Annotated in this window: 13 protein-coding genes, 1 tRNA gene and 1 pseudogene; 6 read left to right on the plus strand and 9 right to left on the minus strand. The window is 72.2% G+C overall.

Annotated features, from left to right (window positions below; genetic code table 11):
- Nucleotides 1-466, minus strand: a pseudogene (locus FMEAI12_RS38530) (hypothetical protein); the annotation flags it as partial.
- 488 nt (nucleotides 467-954) lie between these two features.
- On the minus strand, nucleotides 955-1503 hold the full coding sequence (locus tag FMEAI12_RS38535) for a hypothetical protein (protein WP_235014325.1): 549 nt from the start codon (nucleotides 1501-1503) through the stop codon (nucleotides 955-957).
- A 503-nt stretch (nucleotides 1504-2006) separates the two neighbouring features.
- On the opposite strand from FMEAI12_RS38535, the gene FMEAI12_RS22615 reads away from it, so the two are divergent.
- On the plus strand, nucleotides 2007-2750 hold the full coding sequence (locus tag FMEAI12_RS22615; RefSeq protein ID WP_235014327.1) for a response regulator transcription factor: 744 nt from the start codon (nucleotides 2007-2009) through the stop codon (nucleotides 2748-2750).
- 48 nt (nucleotides 2751-2798) lie between these two features.
- Here FMEAI12_RS22615 and FMEAI12_RS22620 read toward each other — a convergent pair whose 3' ends face one another.
- Together FMEAI12_RS22620 and FMEAI12_RS22625 are read right to left on the minus strand one after the other, a co-directional pair.
- Nucleotides 2799-3491: a hypothetical protein gene (locus FMEAI12_RS22620; RefSeq protein WP_112107772.1), complete on the minus strand. Its 693-nt coding sequence runs from the start codon at nucleotides 3489-3491 to the stop codon at nucleotides 2799-2801.
- Between the two features lie 338 nt (nucleotides 3492-3829).
- Entirely contained in the window at nucleotides 3830-5458 is a 1629-nt protein-coding gene (locus FMEAI12_RS22625; RefSeq protein WP_112107763.1) for a phospholipase D-like domain-containing protein, read from the minus strand.
- A 427-nt stretch (nucleotides 5459-5885) separates the two neighbouring features.
- Here FMEAI12_RS22625 and FMEAI12_RS22630 point away from each other — a divergent pair, with 427 nt between their 5' ends.
- Nucleotides 5886-6584 carry a polysaccharide deacetylase family protein gene (locus FMEAI12_RS22630; protein ID WP_235014328.1) on the plus strand — a complete coding sequence of 233 codons (699 nt, stop codon included), beginning with the start codon at nucleotides 5886-5888 and terminating at the stop codon, nucleotides 6582-6584.
- A 34-nt stretch (nucleotides 6585-6618) separates the two neighbouring features.
- Here FMEAI12_RS22630 and FMEAI12_RS22635 read toward each other — a convergent pair whose 3' ends face one another.
- Complete coding sequence (locus tag FMEAI12_RS22635) at nucleotides 6619-8190, minus strand: aldehyde dehydrogenase family protein (RefSeq protein WP_112107765.1); 1572 nt, start codon at nucleotides 8188-8190, stop codon at nucleotides 6619-6621.
- A gap of 463 nt (nucleotides 8191-8653) precedes the next feature.
- Between FMEAI12_RS22635 and FMEAI12_RS22640 the strand changes: the two genes are divergently transcribed.
- Nucleotides 8654-9370, plus strand: a complete 717-nt coding sequence (locus FMEAI12_RS22640; protein ID WP_020572678.1) for a response regulator transcription factor — start codon at nucleotides 8654-8656, stop codon at nucleotides 9368-9370.
- Between the two features lie 1096 nt (nucleotides 9371-10466).
- Entirely contained in the window at nucleotides 10467-10898 is a 432-nt protein-coding gene (locus tag FMEAI12_RS22650) for a hypothetical protein (RefSeq protein ID WP_112107766.1), read from the plus strand.
- Here the strand turns inward: FMEAI12_RS22650 and FMEAI12_RS22655 are convergent.
- The 4 genes from FMEAI12_RS22655 to lon form a co-directional block, all read right to left on the minus strand.
- Nucleotides 10887-10962, minus strand: a tRNA-His gene (locus FMEAI12_RS22655). The two genes, FMEAI12_RS22650 and FMEAI12_RS22655, sit on opposite strands and share 12 nt — an antisense overlap.
- 201 nt (nucleotides 10963-11163) lie before the next feature.
- The gene (gene orn, locus FMEAI12_RS22660) at nucleotides 11164-11760 is read right to left on the minus strand and encodes an oligoribonuclease (RefSeq protein ID WP_198145380.1); all 597 of its coding nucleotides are present in this window, start codon (nucleotides 11758-11760) and stop codon (nucleotides 11164-11166) included.
- 128 nt (nucleotides 11761-11888) lie between these two features.
- The gene (locus FMEAI12_RS22665) at nucleotides 11889-12437 is read right to left on the minus strand and encodes a hypothetical protein (RefSeq protein ID WP_112107767.1); all 549 of its coding nucleotides are present in this window, start codon (nucleotides 12435-12437) and stop codon (nucleotides 11889-11891) included.
- Between the two features lie 401 nt (nucleotides 12438-12838).
- Complete coding sequence (gene lon / locus FMEAI12_RS22670; protein ID WP_112107768.1) at nucleotides 12839-15355, minus strand: endopeptidase La; 2517 nt, start codon at nucleotides 15353-15355, stop codon at nucleotides 12839-12841.
- A gap of 335 nt (nucleotides 15356-15690) precedes the next feature.
- Here lon and FMEAI12_RS22675 point away from each other — a divergent pair, with 335 nt between their 5' ends.
- Both FMEAI12_RS22675 and FMEAI12_RS22680 read left to right on the plus strand, forming a co-directional pair.
- Nucleotides 15691-16659, plus strand: coding sequence for a pirin family protein (locus FMEAI12_RS22675; protein ID WP_112107769.1), 969 nt, complete (start codon nucleotides 15691-15693; stop codon nucleotides 16657-16659).
- A 277-nt stretch (nucleotides 16660-16936) separates the two neighbouring features.
- Nucleotides 16937-17677 (plus strand): Crp/Fnr family transcriptional regulator, encoded by a 741-nt coding sequence (locus FMEAI12_RS22680; protein WP_071061036.1) that lies wholly within the window; start codon nucleotides 16937-16939, stop codon nucleotides 17675-17677.
- Nucleotides 17678-17721 lie beyond the last annotated feature (44 nt).

The raw sequence follows: 17721 nt of genomic DNA on the forward strand, positions 1-17721 counted from the left end.
GCTCGTAGGCGACGCCCCAGGGGACCTCGTCGGAGATGGGTGCGACCTTGGGCGCGGGGCTCGGCTTCCGACTGGTGAGGTGCGCGATCATCAGGCGTGAGGTGCGGCCGCCGGGCTCCGTGGACGTCTCGCAGGGCAGCGGGTTGGTTCCGCCGCAGGCCGGTGAGACGGCGAGCGCCTGCCAGTAGGCGATGGCGGTGCCGTCGGGCGACCACTTGGGGTCGGCCATGCCGTTCCAGTTCGGGTCGTTGACGCTGCCGGGGCTGCCGTCGCCCTCGGCGTTGAGCTGCTGACCCGCGTAGTCGCCTCGGTCGCCGTAGCGGTCGATGAGGATCGGCTGGAAGAAGCGCCGCAGCCCGTTGTTGCGGGTCGACGAGGTGGCGCTGGTGGTGATCAGGTCGGTGATCGGCGGGATGCCGCGCATGCCGGCGAGGAACATCTGCCGGTCGGAGCCGCGGGTGTCCATGGCGACGGTCCAGCCGCCGTCGGGGGAGAGGTCGACCGGGTCGACGTACTCCGGATGGCCGGTCAGCCGGCGGACCTTCCCGGTGGTCAGATCGGCGGCGAAGACGTCGATGTTCGACGACTCCTCCGGGTAGCCGATGTAGGTGACCTCCTTGCCGTCCTGCTGAAGCCGCGCAGTTCGCCGACGGAGAGCGCGTCACGGTTGTAGACGAGTTCGTCGGGGTGGTCCGGGTCGACGGTGACCGGCTGGGTGTCAGCCGGGTCGAACAGTCGCGTGACGTTGGTGAGGTCGTAGCGGGGCGTCAGCGGCGTGCCGGTGGTAGGGGTCGCGTTGAACGCGAGGCGGCCGAGGTAGGCGAACTGACCGAACCTGCCGTTGGCGATGGTGAAGCTGTTGAAGCCGAGGTGGACGTCGTCCGGGTGAATCCGCAGCTCCCGGATGCTGCCGCCATTTCCTGAACCGTCGGCGGTGTTGTTCCAGCGAATCGGCTAGATGTGGATCTGCTCTGGCGTGCACGCCTCGTCGGTGATCGGGTGTGAGCCGCAGTCGATGATGTTCGTGCCGGCCAGGATCCGCTTTCCGTCCGTGAACGGCTGAGGATAGTCGAGGGTGGGGGAGCGGCCGGCCGCGTTCGTCTCCGGCACTCCGCAGGTGACGCATTTCCAGGCGTCGCCGTTGGGGAACTTCCCGCCGTCGGCCCGTACCAGGATCAGCTGGGAGCCGCTGTGGACGCTCGCCGGGTCGGGGGCGGCGGGCGCGCCCACGAAGGTGACCCGCGCGACGACGCTCCGGCCGTCCGGGAGGAAGCCTCCCGACTGCAGTCCGACCGACTGGCCGACACATCCGGTCCGGTGCGGGTTGATCGCCTCGGGGCACGAACCCGCGTCGGTGCTGCCGGCGACCGGTGGCAGTGGGAGTTCCTCGATGGAGATCGGCTCCGGCTTCGGTGCCGGCGGTGTGGCTCCGGCCGCTGCCGTGGACGTCGCTCCTGGGCCCGGTGGTGTCGTCGATCCTGAATCCGAGCACGACGCCACCACGAGCGTGAGAGCAACGACCAGGAACGAGAATAACGGCCGGACGCCGCGGCGTTTGATTGACGAACTCGATCGCCGCGATGTTCTCGATGTGTGCGGGCGCTGCATTCTCTTTGGTCCCCTCGGCATCGATGAATCCTTTCGAATGGTTGCGTGGGGGGCGCCGAGGTGTGCGTTTGTGCGGAGCCGCTGGAACGCGGGAGCCCGAATGTCGACGCACCGTTCGGCGTCCCGACCTCCTGAATCGGCAAACTGGGCGGCATCTTTCGAGATGCCGTGTCACGAGCCTGTCGATCGGACGGTTTGGCGTCAATCGTCTACCTGCAGGGCGGGGGCCTACTGCGATCGCAGTAGGCCCCCGCCGCGGCCGGTCGGTCGGCCGGCGGCCCGTTTCCCGTCCGCCGCTCCGTAGCGGTTGCTTTGCGGCGGATGTCGTCCACCATGGACGGATCCATCTACGCGTCCGTCGACGGGAGCGGGGCCGATGATCGTCACCTGGTGGCGGGATGTGCCGCCGCCATCCGCTCGTCACGGCGACGTTGACTGCCTCCGGCGCGGTGGCCCTCGCCGCGTTGGGCTACCTGCTCAGCCCACTGCTGCTGGGACCGTTGATCGTGGCCGTCTACTGGCTGGCGCTCGACATGGCCTGGGTGGTCGCCGGGGCCTTCGCGGCGGTGACGGCCGCGGCGCTTGTCGGTGCGGCGCTGACCGCCGGCCCGCCGTCGCGCCCGCTGGTGCTCGAGACGATCGGGCCCGTCATGTGGGTGCTGGCCCCGGTTGTCGTCGGGAGCTGGGCTCGGCTGTGGCGGACCTGCGTGCGGCTGCTGGCGGAACGGGCCGCGAACGCCGAGCGCACACGTGAACTGGAGGCGGCCATCCGGACGGTCGCCCGCGGAGACGCCCTGCTGTCCGCCGGGGCCGCGCGGGCACTCATCACCCGCTTCCTGGCCACCGCCGAGCCGGCTTCCCACCTGGTGCCGCCCGGGCGCCTCGCCCGCCTCACCCCCCGCGCACGGGAGATCATGACGCTCGCTGCCGAGGGGCGGAGCAACGAGGAGATCGCTCAGGTCCTCGCCATCTGCCCGTTGACAGTCCGGACCCACGTCCATCACGCCATGGCCAAGCTCGGTGCCCGCGACCGCGCCCAACTGGTGGTCATCGCCTACCAGAGCGGCCTGCTCCGACCGGCCCGATCCTCCTCGGACCGGACGCCGGTCATACCGCCGCCAGCGCCGTCCGCCGCACCGTAGGCCGCGCCCCGGACAGCCCCGGACAGGTGTGGGGCTTACTCACACAGGTCAGGGGCGGGCGGCCTCGGCCAGGGCGCGCCCGTAGCGTTCCGCGCCGGGGGACCGGACCGGGCACGCCGTCATCGCGGGTTGGACGACCGGGCAGAAGTGGACGCCGTCCGGGCTGCGGACGGCCACCTTGCCATCAGGGTCGCAGGGCTCGCCGGGCAGGCACGGGAGCCTCGGGACGAACCGTCCCTGGTCGGTGAGGACCTCCCCGGCCGGCACCACCCGGACGTGGGAGTTCCCGGCGGCGACCTCGCGCCAGACCCGGTCGAGCTCGGTGAGGCCGTCCGGCCCGACGGGCTGGTCGTTGCGCGGCGGGGCGTCCACGAGGACGACGTCGATGCCCCGGCGGGTCAGGATGTCGACGGCCTTGGTGGCGTCCTCCCGGTAGGCGGTGATCAGATCCCGGCCGTGCATGCACTCCGAGGCGGTGTTGCCGGAGAAGGACAGGACCGCCACCGTGGGATCCCAGCGCCGGGCCTGGTTGCGCATGTCGGTGAACCAGTCGCACAGCGCCGTGCCGCCCCAGGTCCGCGTGGTCGTCCTGGTGACCCCGTCCTTCCCGGCGGCCGCGGTGAAGGAGTCGCGCGCCTCCCAGGCGAGCGAGTCACCCCAGAGCACGATCCTTGGATCGTGCCGTTCGTGCCGCCCGGCTGTCAGCGCGATCGTGGCCAGGACGACGGCGCCCGCGAACATCCAGCCGATGACGCCCAGACGTGGCGTGGTCAGCGCAGCTCCTCCCGACGGGCGCGGGCATGGGACGGCACGGGCGCCGAGGGCCCGGGAGCCGTCCGATCCGGCTGTGGCCTCGTTCTCACGGTTCCGGATGTGTCCCGGGGACATCGTGCTGCACCGTCGCGGGACGGCTGGGCACCGGGTGCGGCCCGCGCCGGATGTCCCACGGGACCCGCGGGGTCATGAGCGGCCGTTGTCGGAGTCGGCGCCCGCGCGGGCTTGCTGGTGTTACGCCCGCCCGGCCGCGCGGCCCTTCCTCCCGCGCGGCGCGCCCGCCCGCCACTTCCGGGAGCGGGGGATCACCAGGCGTTGTCGCGGCGCATCCGGCGGGGACGGCCGTCCGGGTCGTAGATGGCATGGTAGAGCGGCGCGGACCAGCCGCGGGTGAGCCGGCCGAGGCGTTGCGGCTGGTGCGGCCGGATCCGGCCCGGCGGGCGCGGCCCGGCCTGGCCGCCGTGGTGCCAGGCGTCGAGCTCGTCGGCGCGCCGCCGGAACGCCTTGAACCCGGCTTCGGGGTCGATGAGCTCCTCGTCGTCGCCGTCCCAGTCGAGGTGCTCGCGCCAGAGCCCGAGGCGCAGGTCGCGGGCGAAGACGCGGGCACCGTCGCCGAGGCCGCCGGGGTCGCGTGGCTCGCGCGGGTCGAGGGTGGTGTCGATGGTGGCGACGGCGAGCTCCGAATCGTGGCTCCAGGAGCGCCGGTTGAGGTTGTCCGAGCCGATCGAGGCCCAGACGTCGTCGATCGTCACGGCCTTCGAGTGGACGTAGACGGGCGTCCCGGCGTGGTTCTCGACGTCGTAGACGCCGACGCGGTCGCCGCCGGCCGCGCGGCAGATCTCCAGGGCCTTCTCGCGCCCGACGAGGTTGGGCGGCAGCGAGAAGCGCCCGCCCTGGGGCGGGAAACGCGGGACGACGATCATCAGGTGGAGCTCGGGCTCGCGGCGCAGCGCGTCCGCGAACAGCCGGGCGACCTCGGTGGACCACATGTACTGGTCCTCCAGGTAGATCAGCCGCCGGGCGCGGCGCAGCACCTTGCGGTAGGCGCGCGCGATGGACCGTTCGCCCTTGCGCGCGAACGGGTAGTGCGGGCGCCGGCGCGGGTAGGTGCGCAGGATCTGGACGGCGTGCGGGCCGACCGGGGCCGGGTCGGGTGCCTGCGGCGGGAGCCCGTCCGGATTGGTCTCGACCGGGCGTATCCGATAGAAGATCTGCCGGATCGGGTTGGGGTTGTCCAGCGCGGACGGGTCGTCCCAGCGCTCCCGGAAGGTCACCTCGAGATCACCCACGGCCGGCCCGCGTACCTCGGCCTGGATGTCGTGCCAGGGCGGGGCGGCACCGTAGGCGTCGTCGATCGGCTGGCTCTGCGGGTCGCCGGCGTGAGCGGCGTCGTCGCGGCGGCTGTAGCAGAGGTCGATGCCGCCGGCGAAGGCCACCGCGTCCTCCGACGCGGCGGCGCGGCGGGCGATGACCAGCTTCTGGTGGTGCGAGCCGTTGCGGTGCACCCGGTGGTCGAGCACCACCTGGGCGCCGGCGGTGTTCAGCTCCTCGGCCAGCCGGCGGTTCGGGCGCGAGCTGAACGACATCAGCTCCAGGTGCGAGCGCCACATCAGCCCGCGCACGACGGCGCCCCGGGCGGCGGCGCGGCCCAGCACCCGGCCGACCTCGGAGCCGGCGCCGTCCAGCCGCTGGTCGAGGTCGCCGCGCCAGTCGGTGAACAGGAGAAGGTCGTTCTCGCCGAGGGTCTCGACGATCTCGAGCAGGCGGGAGAAGTAGGCCCGCCCGTGCACCAGCGGGCGGACGAGGTTGCCGGTGGTCCACGCCAGACCGTCCGGATGGCGGGCGTCCAGGGCCGTGTCCGGGTTGCCGCGCTCCTCGTCGGTGAGGAACCACTCCCCGAGCGTCGGGTCCTCGAGCGTCGGGTCCTCGAGCATCGTGCCGGTCCTCCTTCTTCAGGCGGTGCCGGACCGGGTGCCGCGGCCCCGGCGGCCTGTTCGGCCCCGGCGGCCTGTTCGGCCGCGGGTGCCTGACGGTCGCCCGGCCAGGGACCGCGCCGGCGCGACGCGTGCCGGGGCCCTGCTGCGGACGGGACGAGCCCGCGGCCCGCGAGCCGGCCGGCGTTTGCACGACGAATCATGAAGCGCCGGAAGCCCGCCAGAAGGTCATGGATCGTCCCGGTGGCTCCCTTCCCTCCACGGGACGTCCGAACCAACCGGCCGGGACACGGTGACGGCCGGACCACGGCGACGGGCGGTGCGCGTGCCACCGGGGGGCGGCGCAGGGTGTGGCACAGTGTCCGTCATGGTGCGGTCCGGCACGGGGCGGTGGGAGACGGGGCGGTGGGCCGCGGGTGGCGCGGTCATGGCACTCGGCGCACTGGCCTACGGCCTGCCGTCACTGGCCACGTTCCGTCGGCTGCGCACCCGGGTGACCCCAGGGCTCGCCGGGGTGGGCCGGCCCGACCACGTCGCGCTCACGTTCGACGACGGTCCCGACCCGGCCTCGACGCCGCGCTTCCTCGAGGTGCTCGACGCGCTCGAGATCCGTTCGACGTTCTTCGTACTCGGCGGGATGCTCGAGCGCGCCCCCGGCCTCGCCCGGGAGATGACCGAGGCCGGGCACGAGCTGGCCGTCCACGGGTGGGATCACCGGCCCATGCTGCTGCGCGGGCCGGCGTCCACCTACGACCAGCTCGCGCGCACCCGTGACCTGATCGCCGAGACCACCGGCCGGGCGCCGGCCTACGTTCGCCCGCCGCACGGGGTGCTCTCGGCCGGGGTGCTCGCCGCCGCGCGCCGCCTCGACCTCACCCCCGTCCTGTGGACGGCGTGGGGCCGCGACTGGACGGCGACGGCGACCCCGGCCAACGTGCTGGCGACACTCGCCCCCGATCTGCGCGGCGGCGCGACGGTGCTGCTGCACGACAGCGACTGCACGTCCGCGCCGGGAGCCTGGCACAGCGCGCTGGGCGCCCTGCCCGAGCTGGCGGCGCGCTGCGACGACGCGGGTCTGCGCCTCGGGCCGCTCGCCGAGCACGGCCTGCGCCCCGTCTCGAGGTAACGGCCCGCCGAACAGGTCCTGGGGTGGAGCCTGATCACGTCTCCGGGTAGAGGGAGTAGGAGGGGAAGTTGCCGTAGAGGCGTTCGTTCGGGTCCGCGCCGACGGTGACCGCGCGGACGAGGTGCTCCCCGCCGACGAACGCGCCCTTCCACGACGCGCCGCGCCCACCGAACGGCTCGGACCGGTCGCCTCGCGAGCGGGGCTTGTTGACGCCGACCTTGAACGCGGCGAGCTCCCCGGCGAGCCGGCGCGCCGTGGTGTCGTCGTCGCAGGCCAGTGAGGCGACGAGCGCGCCGTTCGAGGCGTTCATCGCGGACAGCAGCTCGGCCTCGGAGTCGACGACCACGATGCTGTCGACCGGCCCGAACGGCTCCGCGTGGTGCAGCGCGGCCGACGGCGGCGGGTTGAGGATCGCCACCGGTGGGACGTAGGCGGCCCGGTCCTGGCCGGGCAGGAACCGGCCGTCGGCGAGGTCGCCGCGGTAGAGCGGCACGCCGCCCTTGGTCACCGCTTCGTCGATCTTGGCGGCGAGCTCCGCCGCCTTCTCCGCGGTGATCACCGGCCCGTAGTCGAGGTCGGGCAGCGGGTCGGAGTCGTCCGCCACGGCGAGGGGATGCCCGAACCGCACCGAGGAGACCACCGGCAGGTACATCTCCAGGAACTTGTCGAAGAGCTGGCGCTGGACGACATAGCGCGGGTAGGCGGTGCAGCGCTGCTTGCCGTACTCGAAGCCCTTGCGCAGGTGCGAGGCGAGCAGGTCCCACTGGGAGAAGTCCCAGATGCCCCAGGCGTTGAGGCCCTCCTGCTCGAGGAAGTGCCGCTTGCCGGTGTCGACGAGCGCGGCGGCGACCTGGCCGCCGGCGGAGCGCCCGCCGACGAACGCCAGGCAGCCGATCTCCGGGGCCCGCACCAGCGCGGACGACAGCCGCGACCCCGACCCGGAGACCAGCGACACCGGCAGCCCGGCCCGGCGGGCGAGCGCGCAGGCCAGCGTCAGGCAGGCCGCCCCGCCGTCGGTCGGCGTCTTGGCGATCGCCGCGTTGCCGGCGAGCACCTGGACGAGCATGGCGTGCATGAGCACGCTCATCGGGTAGTTCCAGCTCGCGATGTTGCTGACCGGGCCCGGCAGGGCCGCCCGGCCGCCGATCATGGAGTCGATCTCGTCGACGTACCAGCGCACGCCGTCCAGGGCGCGGTCGACGTCGGTGCGGGCGAGCCGCCACGGCTTGCCGATCTCCCAGACCAGCAGCAGTGCGAGCAGGTCGCGGTGCTCCTCCATCGCCTCGATCGCGGCGGTCACCCGGGCCTTGCGGTCGGCCAGCGGGACGTCGCGCCATTCCTTGTGGTCGTCGAGGGTCGCGCGGATGGCCTCGCGCGCCTCGTCGGGCTCGATCATCGGCGGGCCGGCGATCGGGGTGCCGTCCACCGGCGTGAGGCTGTGCAGCGGGTTGCCGGTGCGACGCCACTGACCGCCCCACAGGTTGAGCAGGCGGTCCTCGTGGAACGCTTCCGGGGCCTCCTGCCGGGCGCGCGAGTAGGCGTCGGCCCAGGCGGTGCCCGGCTTGAGACGCAGGCGGGACGGGGGAGTGCTGGCTGCGGCGTCCATCTGACGAGGGTCTCTCTGATCCGATCGCGGCGCCACCAAACAGCCTTCAATGCCGTCGCGCACGCGGTACATCCAGGAGACTCAGATAACTGGTTATGAAGCACCTGTTACCCGGATCGTGTTGCTACCGCGCGTCGTTGCCTGGTTGTGCTGAGCAGCCGGATGAATGCGCCCGCCGGGGCCGTGGGCGGACGTCCGCACAGCTCGCGAGCCTGTTGGCGGGCCGGGGTCGCGTCCCGGACGGAGAGCAGAACGTCCCACTACGCCAAACTTGCGGTGAAGCCGCGTACTATTTCCGGCATGTCGGATGCGTTAAGGACATGGAAGTCGGAGGTGACTTCAGCGCGCCTGCGACCTCATGTGTGTAGTGCATCACGTAGAGTGGGCAGGTGTCCGAACCGGCTTTCGCCTGCGGTGGAGAAGCCGCGTGGCGTAAAAACCGAACTCGATTTCCGGATGTGTGATGACGGCCAGTGTGGTGCCGCCGTCGGCCGCTGATGCCGACCCGACCCGTGACGTGACGCCGATACGGGTTCTCGTCGTGGACGATCACGAGCTCTTCCTTCAGGGCCTGCAGACCGTGCTGGAGACCGAGGAGGACATTTCGGTGGTCGGGCGCGCGGCGGACGGGCAGGAGGCACTGACCCTGGCGTCCGGCACGACGCCGGACATCGTCCTGATGGACGTGCGGATGCCGGGCCGCGACGGCATCGCCGCCGCCGGCGCCATCAAGCGCGCGGTGCCGCGCACGCGGATCGTGATGCTCACCGTTTCGGACGAGGAGTCCGATCTGTTCGAGGCGATCAAGGCGGGGGCCGTCGGCTACCTGCTGAAGTCGATCCCGCCGCACGAGGTGGCCGACGCGGTGCGTGCCGTGCACAACGGCCAGAGCCTGATCAGCCCCTCGATGGCCTCGAAGCTCATGGTCGAGTTCGCGACGATGGCCCGTGGGGGGGAGGACCGCCCGCGCGCGCACGCGCCCCACCTCACCGCCCGCGAGCTCGAGGTCCTCAAGCTGGTGGCAGAGGGCCGGGCGAACCGCGAGATCGCGCGGAAGCTCTTCATCAGTGAGAACACCGTGAAGAACCACGTTCGCAATATTCTTGACAAGCTTCAGCTGCACTCCCGCATGGAGGCGGTGATGTACGCCGTCCGCCAGGGCCTGTTCGACATCGAATAAGTGTCTCCGGTGTGCTCCGGGAGTGTGTTCGGTGTGAATGGCGCGGTGGGTGTCGCCGGGGCGGCCGGGAACGGCGGTGTTCGCCGGATGATCATCTGGTGATCCTCGTGTGATCTCCGGACGTGGCCGGTGCGTGCCATCGGGAGCACCGACGGGCCGCGTCCGGCGCGATCATCCGTACTCTGCGCGTCTTCTTCGTGGTGTCGGGCCTGTACAACGCTTTTCCCGTAATGGGTGAATTGTCCGTTCTGGAAATCGTGTGTCGCCCGGAACGGAACCAGGGGTGACCATGAATGGCATCGGCGGGCGGACGGCAGGGAAGAGGCAGGTGGGAAGCCTGGCAGCCGCGTAGAGCGGATGCCGGTCCGGTGTGAACGCCGCGGCGGCTCGGGAGATGGACGGATCTGGAAGGGCTCGCCATGCCGGACCGCCCGGCACGGGCCACACTTCCGGGCCGGTGGTGTATCCACGCCTGGTTCAGCGCGAGACGTGGCAGACAGAGTTGTGCGGTCCTTTCCTGCATTCCACCCCATACGATGTCGATGTTGGCTAGCGTCATCGGTCGACCAGCACGCTCGGATGTCCGGCGAGATCGATCGAGCAGCTCGAACGCCGGGACAGCGCCATCGGGGAGGTGAGGAGCCCGGTCCTCGGCGAGGGCCACGTCCTAGGCCGGATTCCTCCGGCCCGCGATCTGTCAGCGTCCGTCGGGTTCGTCATCCGTCGGGTTCGTCGAGCGCTGGCCGTCCGCGCGACCACTCGTCCCACGGTCTGTCATGACCGGGGAGGTGAGTTCACCGGTGACCACAGCGGAGCAGCCGTCCGGGGCCGACACGAGCCCGGGGCGGCCGAGCATCATCAATCAGATCTGCCTCACCTGCCGAGGCGGGCGAGCTGTCTTCGAGCTTCGGGCCGCCGACCAGGGCGGCACCGCGCCGCATCTCGAGCCTTGCCGCCACTGCGCGGGAAAGGGCCGACACGTAGGCCTCATCCCGCCGGTATGACCATATTTCCGATGTTGTGAACCGGGCTCCGGCGGCCGAGGAGCACGGTCCCCCGCCACGGCCGCCGGAGCGCCGCCGCGCCCCGCCATCGCATGGAGAGGTCCGCACTCGCGGAGATCGACCGGCTGCGCGCGCTTCGCATGCTCGGATTCAGGTCGGATCGCGACATCCGGGTGCTGGCGACCGTGGCCGCCGAGAAGGGCGGCATCGACGCCCACATCGGCGTCGTGCGCCGGGCCCGGTCCGGCCGCTCGGTGGGCGCAGGTGGGGTGCCGGTCAGCGCCGATGCGAGGGCGCTCTCGTCGGCACCCTTCTCCCGCCTCGGCGTGGGGCCCGTCGCGGCGCCGTTGCGGGTGGCGGACTCCCTCGCCTGCGCGCGGGCCGCGCTGAGGTTCGCCGTCGAGCGCCCGCATCGTGATCACAGCAGTGTGGCGGGACGCCCTGAGCGCGAGCGGCAACGCCATCCCGCGACGAAGAGAGGGGGTCCCCCGCAGGCGGCGGCCCCCTCTATCTGGGGTGAGTGACGGGACTTGAACCCGCGGCACCCGGGACCACAACCCGGTGCTCTACCAACTGAGCTACACCCACCATCGCCCGGATCTCACCGGGCGCAGCCATCGTACCGGGTGAACGTGCCCGTGCGGCAGCCGGGTCACGATCGAGTGCCGAAATCCGTCCGATTCCCATCCGGCGGCGGTCCGCGGGTGGCTCCGGTGCGCCCGGTGCGCCCGGTGGGCCCCGGAGGCCTGGTGGGCGCCGGGGGTTCGGTGAACGCCGGGGGCGCGGCTGTCAGGAGGCGCGGATCGCGGCGGCCGCGGCGCGGGCCGCGTCGGTGGTCGGGCCGGGCTGGGGCACGAAGAGGATCTCGCGGTAGTACCGCAGCTCCTCGATGCTCTCCCGGATGTCGGCCAGGGCGCGGTGCCCGCCCGACTTCACCGGGGCCGCGTAGTACGCCCGCGGGTACCAGCGCCGGGCCAGCTCCTTGATCGAGGAGACGTCGATCATGCGGTAGTGCAGGAAGGTGTCGAGCTGGGGCAGGTAGCGGGCGATGAACGTGCGGTCGGTCGCGATCGAGTTCCCGCACAGCGGGGCCTTGCGCGCCTCCGGGACGAACCGGCGGATGTAGCTGAGGAGTTGCTCCTCGGCCTCGTCGAGCTTGAGGTCGGAGCCGCGCACGGCCTCGGTGAGCCCGGAGGTCTCGTGCATCTCGCGGACCACCGGGAGCATCTGGTCGAGGGCCGCGTCCGGGGCCGCCAGCACGAGGTCGATGCCTTCGTCCAGCACGGTGAGCTCGCTGTCGGTCACCAGGCAGGCGACCTCGAGCAGCAGGTCGGAACCGGCATCCAGGCCGGTCATCTCGCAGTCGATCCAAACCAGGCGATCCATCCCGTTCACATTAGGGATTTCCGTCGCTGTCGTCACGTACCGCCTCCGGATCCGGCCCCGCCCACCACGTCACGTCCCGACCTGCCTCCATATTCACCGTGAGGTGGGGTTGCTTCCAGTCGCGGTGCTCAGGCCGGCGGCCGGCTCGCGACCGGCCCGGCGCCGACACCAGCGGCTGCGCCGGCACCAGCGCCGGCGTCGGCCGGGGTGGAGTTCTGGATCGTGAAGGTGATGCTGCGCGCGGGCACACCGGGGCGCTCGGCCCTGGCCTCGAGCGAGTAGACGCCGTCCATCACGGCGCTCGTCTCCCAGCCGGTCTGGTGCGGGGCGAACAGGTAGGGCGCCACGCTCACCGTCATGGGATAGCGGCTGCCCGTCGGGCCGGTCAGCGTGTAGTGGATCTCGCCGATGTCACCGGTCGTCTCCAGGCTGATGTGCCGGAAGCCGCGCAGCGTCTCGTTCTCGAGGACGCCGTTGAACCCGACGATCACGCCGGGGGGCGCGGTCCGCGGTGGCGCCGTGCTGGTCACCGGCGGGATGATGCTCTCCGCGTCGACCCCGGAGTACCGGGCGTCGTCCGACAGGCGACTGTGGTACTCGACCACGAGCACCGGCATCATGATCAGCGCGGCGAGGAACAGTGCCAGGCCGACCCAGCCGCGCCGGAAGGCGTCCACGCCGCGCGCACCTTTCGCCACGGTTGCGGTGAAGCACCGAGTCTAGCCCGTGCGTTACCGCCACCCCGGCGGGGCGACCAGATCAGCGGGGCCTGCGGCCCGGTGGTCTGGTCGGCCTGCGCCCGGGGCCGCGGTTGTCCCGCGGACGCTGGCGTCCCCGTAGTCGACTCACTGCCAGGATGCGCTCCTGTGCGACGCGCTCCTGCCGAAGGCACCGGCCACGATCCACGCCCCGAAGGTAGCGGGCCGGACGGCCCTTCGTGGGCGCCGTCACAAGGTGTTAACCGAACTGCCGGCGTGTCGCGTGCGTTCCGGACCCGCGCGTCGCGTCGGCACGTAGGTGCCGCCGCCGCCGTTGTGAGAGGCGGCGGCGGCACCCAACTAGTCGCCAACGGACAATCTCAGGCCGCCACGGCGTGGGTGTGCGTCGTGTCGAAGGCCGGTTCCAGCGCCAGCTCAAGCACTTCGCGGACGTCCGCAACCAGGTGCACGGTCAGCGCCTCGCGGACCGCTGCCGGGACGTCGTCAAGGTCCGGGCCGTTGCGCGCCGGCAGGAGCACCGTTGTGATGCCGGCGCGGTGCGCGGCGAGCAACTTCTGCTTGACCCCACCTATGGGTAGCACCCGACCGGTCAGCGAGACCTCGCCGGTCATCGCCACGTCCGCGCGCACCGGGCGCCCGGAGAGCAGGGATGCCAGCGCGGTGGTCATCGTGACCCCGGCGCTCGGCCCGTCCTTGGGCACCGCGCCCGCCGGGACGTGGATGTGCACCCCGCGGTCACGCAGGTCGCCGACCGGCAGTTCGAGCTCCACCCCGCGTGAGCGCAGGTAGGACAGCGCGATCTGCGCCGACTCCTTCATGACGTCGCCGAGCTGCCCGGTCAGCGTCACTCCGCTGGCCCCGGTCTCCGGGTCGGCCAGTGACGCCTCGACGAACAGGACGTCCCCGCCGGCCCCGGTGACCGCGAGCCCGGTCGCCACCCCCGGCAGCGCGGTGCGCTCCGCCGACTCCGGGGTGTGCCGCGGCCGTCCGAGGTATCCGGCCAGATCGCCGGCGCCGATCGTGACCGGCAGGGCGGTCTCGTCCAGTGCGACCTTCGCGACGACCTTGCGCAGCACCCGGGCGGTCGCCCGCTCCAGGTCACGCACGCCGGCCTCGCGGGTGTACTCGCCGGCCAGCAGCCGCAGCGCCGCGTCGTCCACGGTGACGTCGTCGGGGGTCAGCCCGGCCCGCTCGAGCTGGCGCGGGAGCAGGTGGTCGCGGGCGATGGTGACCTTCTCCTCCTCGGTGTAGCCGTCGAGCAGGATCAGTTCCATCCGGTCCAGCAGCGGCGCCGGGATGGACTCCAGCACGTTCGCGGTGGCCAGGAACAGCACGTCCGACAGGTCGAGCTCGACCTCCAGGTAGTGGTCGCGGAAGGTGTGGTTCTGCGCCGGGTCCAGCACCTCGAGCAGCGCCGCCGTCGGGTCCCCGCGGTAGTCGGAGCCGACCTTGTCGACCTCGTCGAGCAGGATCACCGGGTTCATCGAGCCGGCCTCGCGGATCGCCCGCACGACGCGGCCGGGCTGCGCACCGACGTAGGTGCGCCGGTGGCCGCGGATCTCCGCCTCGTCGCGGACGCCGCCGAGCGCCACCCGGGCGAACCGGCGGCCCATGGCGCGGGCCACGGACTCGCCCAGCGAGGTCTTGCCGACCCCGGGCGGCCCGGCCAGCGCGAGCACCGCGCCGCTGCGGCGCCCACCGACGACCCCGAGCCCGGCGTCGGCCCGCCGGCGGCGGACCGCCAGGTACTCGACGATCCGGTCCTTGACGTCGCTGAGCCCGGCGTGGTCGGCGTCCAGCACGGCCCGCGCCGAGGCGATGTCGTAGGTGTCCTCGGCGTGCTCGTTCCACGGCAGCTCCAGGACGGTGTCCAGCCAGGTGCGGATCCAGCCGACCTCGGGGGAGGACTCGGCCGTCCGCTCCAGCTTGTCGACCTCCTTGAGCGCCGCGGCGCGGACCTTCTCCGGCAGGTCGGCGGCCTCGACCCGGGCTCGGTAGTCCTCCTGCTCGGAGGACGCGGGTGACCCGTCCAGCTCGGCCAGTTCCTTGCGGACGGCCTCCAGCTGACGGCGCAGCAGGAACTCCCGCTGCTGGCGGTCGACGCCCTCCTGGACGTCGCGCCGGATGGTCTCGGCCACGTCGACCTCGGCGGCGTGCTCCCGCGTCCACGGGACGAGCAGCTCCAGCCGGGCGGTCACGTCGACGGTGCGCAGCAGCTCCAGCTTCTGCGCGGTCGACAGGTAGGACGAGTAGCCGGCGGTGTCGGCCAGCGTGTCGGGGTTCTCGATCGCCTCGACGGTGTCGGCGACCTGGCCGACCCCGCGGGCGCGCAGCACCCCGGTCACCAGCGTGCGGTACTCGCGGGCGAGCTCGACCAGCCGGGCGGCCGCGCCGTCGGGGTCGCCGGTGGCGCCGGTGGCACCCGGCGTGCCCGCGGTCGCCGTCGCGCTGATCGTGCCGGTGAAGCCGGCCGGGAGGACCGGCTCGACGGGGGTCGCCTCGGCCCACACGACACCGGTGTCGGCGGCGCCGGGCGGCGTGGGGGCGGTGCCGACCCGGGCTCGGGACACGGCCCGCACGAGCGCGGCCGTCCCGCCGTTCGGCAGCCGGCCGATCTGGTCGACGACGGCGAGGACGCCCATGTCGGCGAGGTCGCCGTCCACCCGGGGGACGAGCAGGATCTCGGCGGTGCGCTGGAAGGAGCGGCTGGAGATGCCCGGCGCCCTGGCGTCGGGTGTGGAGTCGGGCCTGCCGCCGCGGGCCGCGTCCACGGCGGCGCGGGTCCCGGCGTCCGACAGGTCGAGCGGAACCACCATGCCGGGCAGGACGACCGCGTCGTCCAGCGGCAGCAGCGGGAGGAGCCTGGTGTGTGACATGCGGCCTTCATCCCTCGTGTCGAGCGGCTTGGGCCCACTCTCATTGAGCCTGTCGTGCTCAAGGCATCGGAGCGGATCGTTGTTCCCGAACCTGATCGCCCTGGGTGAACGCCGCTGTCTGCGTGAGATGTCGCGAGATGTCACGAGATGTGATGTGCGGGCCGTGATGCGCGGGATGTGAAGGTGCTCGAGGTGTCGGGAAGGGTCGGGCGTCCCGGTGGGTTGAGGGGGGTAGTTGCATCGGCAACTGTTAGGTCGGGTGGGAGCGAGGTCTCGCCCCGTCGACCGGGCAGGGGTCCGATGAGAGGATCTGCCTGGTTCCGTAGGAGGTCACCATGCCAGCCGTCACCGCCGACGCCCTCACGCTGCCGAGGCTGTCCGCGCCGGGTCTCGGCGATGTCGAGCGCCCGGTGAAGAAGGTCGTCACCGCCCCGTCCGGGCTGGAGGGGGAGGGGTTCCCCGTCCGCCGGATGTTCGCCGGGGTGAGCATGGCCGACCGCGACCCCTTCGTCCACGCCGACCAGATGGGCGAGATCGACTACGCGCCCGGTGAGCCCAAGGGGACGCCGTGGCACCCGCACCGCGGCTTCGAGACCGTCACCTACATGATCGACGGCACCTTCCAGCACCAGGACTCGCACGGCGGCGGCGGCCTGATCGCCAACGGCGCCACCCAGTGGATGACGGCCGGCTCCGGCATCCTGCACATCGAGACCCCGCCCGAGGCACTCGTCGTCAGCGGCGGCCGGTTCCACGGTGTCCAGCTCTGGGTGAACCTGCCGGCGAAGGACAAGTTCAGCGCGCCCCGCTACCAGAGCATCGAAGGGGAGGATGTCGCGCTGATCGCCTCCCCTGACGGCGGCAGCCTGGTCCGGATCATCGCCGGTGACGTCGGCGGCTTCCGTGGCCCCGGGTCGACCCACACGCCGATCGCGGTGGTGCACACCACGGTCAGCCCCGGCGCGCGGGTCAGCCTGCCCTGGAACCCCGAGTACAACGCGCTGGTCTACGTCCTGGCCGGTCAGGGCACCGTCGGTGCGGACGACACGCCCGTGCGCCTCGGCCAGACGGCCGTGCTGGGCGCGGGGGACCGCATCATCCTCGCGGCGAACCCGACCCAGGACTCGCACACCCCGAACCTGGAGGTCCTGCTGCTCGGCGGCCGGCCGATCCGCGAGCACGTCGAGATGTACGGGCCGTTCGTCATGAACACAAAGGACGAGCTCCGCCAGGCGATCGAGGACTTCCAGGCCGGTCGGCTGGGTGTGATCCCGGAGAACGCCCTGATGCCGCACCGCGGGTGAGCCTGCCGCCTCGTGGCTGAGGGTGCCGAGAGCCGGGTCCGAGCCGCCCGGCCCCCGCGGGTGCCGCCATCCGGCACCCGCGGGGCGCTGCTCCGTCCCGGCGGATGCCGCTGCCCGGCCCGGGACCGACCACGATTTAACCGAGGATGCCGGCGGACCGCACCCGGTCGTTCACATACGGGAACGGCCGTGATGATATCAACCGGTACATCGGGCAATTCGTGGATCATCGGTCGGGCTCCGGCATGGGCGGCACCCGGCAGCAAGGGAGCGGATCATGGTTCGGGAGATCGGCCGGACCGGTCCGGAGCAACAGGGCCCGCGGCGGCGCGACTGGCCGTCGACCACCCTGCTCGGGCGGCTGCCCGAACAGACCCGGGCGGCATTCGTCGGTCTGGGCCCCTACCGTGAGTACGCCAGCGAGGAGATCGTCCTGCGGGAGGGCGACGGCACCAACTTCGTCGTGCTCCTGCTGAACGGGTGGGTCAAGGTCACCGCCTCCACCGAGAACGGCGGCTTCGCCCTGCTCGCCATCCGCCACGGCGGCGACCTCGTCGGCGAGCAGGCCGGCCTGGACGGTGAGCCCCGGTCGGCGACGGTCACCGCGGCCGGGGCGGTGCTGGCGAAGGTGATTCCGCTGGAGGCGTTCCTCGCCTTCCTGCGGTCCCATCCCGACGCGGGCCCTCCTGTGCTGCAGTCCGTCAGCGCCAAGCTGCGCAACGCGACCCGGCGCCGCGTCGAGTTCGGCGGGTGCTCGGTAGCCGTCCGGCTGGCCCGCGTGATCGTCGAGCTCGAACGCGCCTACGGGGCTGACGCGACGGACGGCCCGGGGCGGCGGGTCCAGATCGCCCTCACCCAGCCCGAGCTCGCCGCGCTCGTCGGCGCCGCCGAGCCGACGGTGCACAAGGTCCTGCGCGAGCTGCGCCAGCAGGGAGTCATCGATACCCGCTACCGCTCCATCGTGATCCGCGACGTCGAGGCCCTGCACCGGGCCGCCGGGACGACGCGCCCCCGCTGATCGTTTATCGCTGATCGCCGGGGCTGATCGTCGTCGCTCGGACA

Source organism: Parafrankia sp. Ea1.12 (genome assembly GCF_900465275.1).
In the GTDB taxonomy this organism is placed as follows: Bacteria; Actinomycetota; Actinomycetes; order Frankiales; family Frankiaceae; genus Parafrankia; species Parafrankia soli.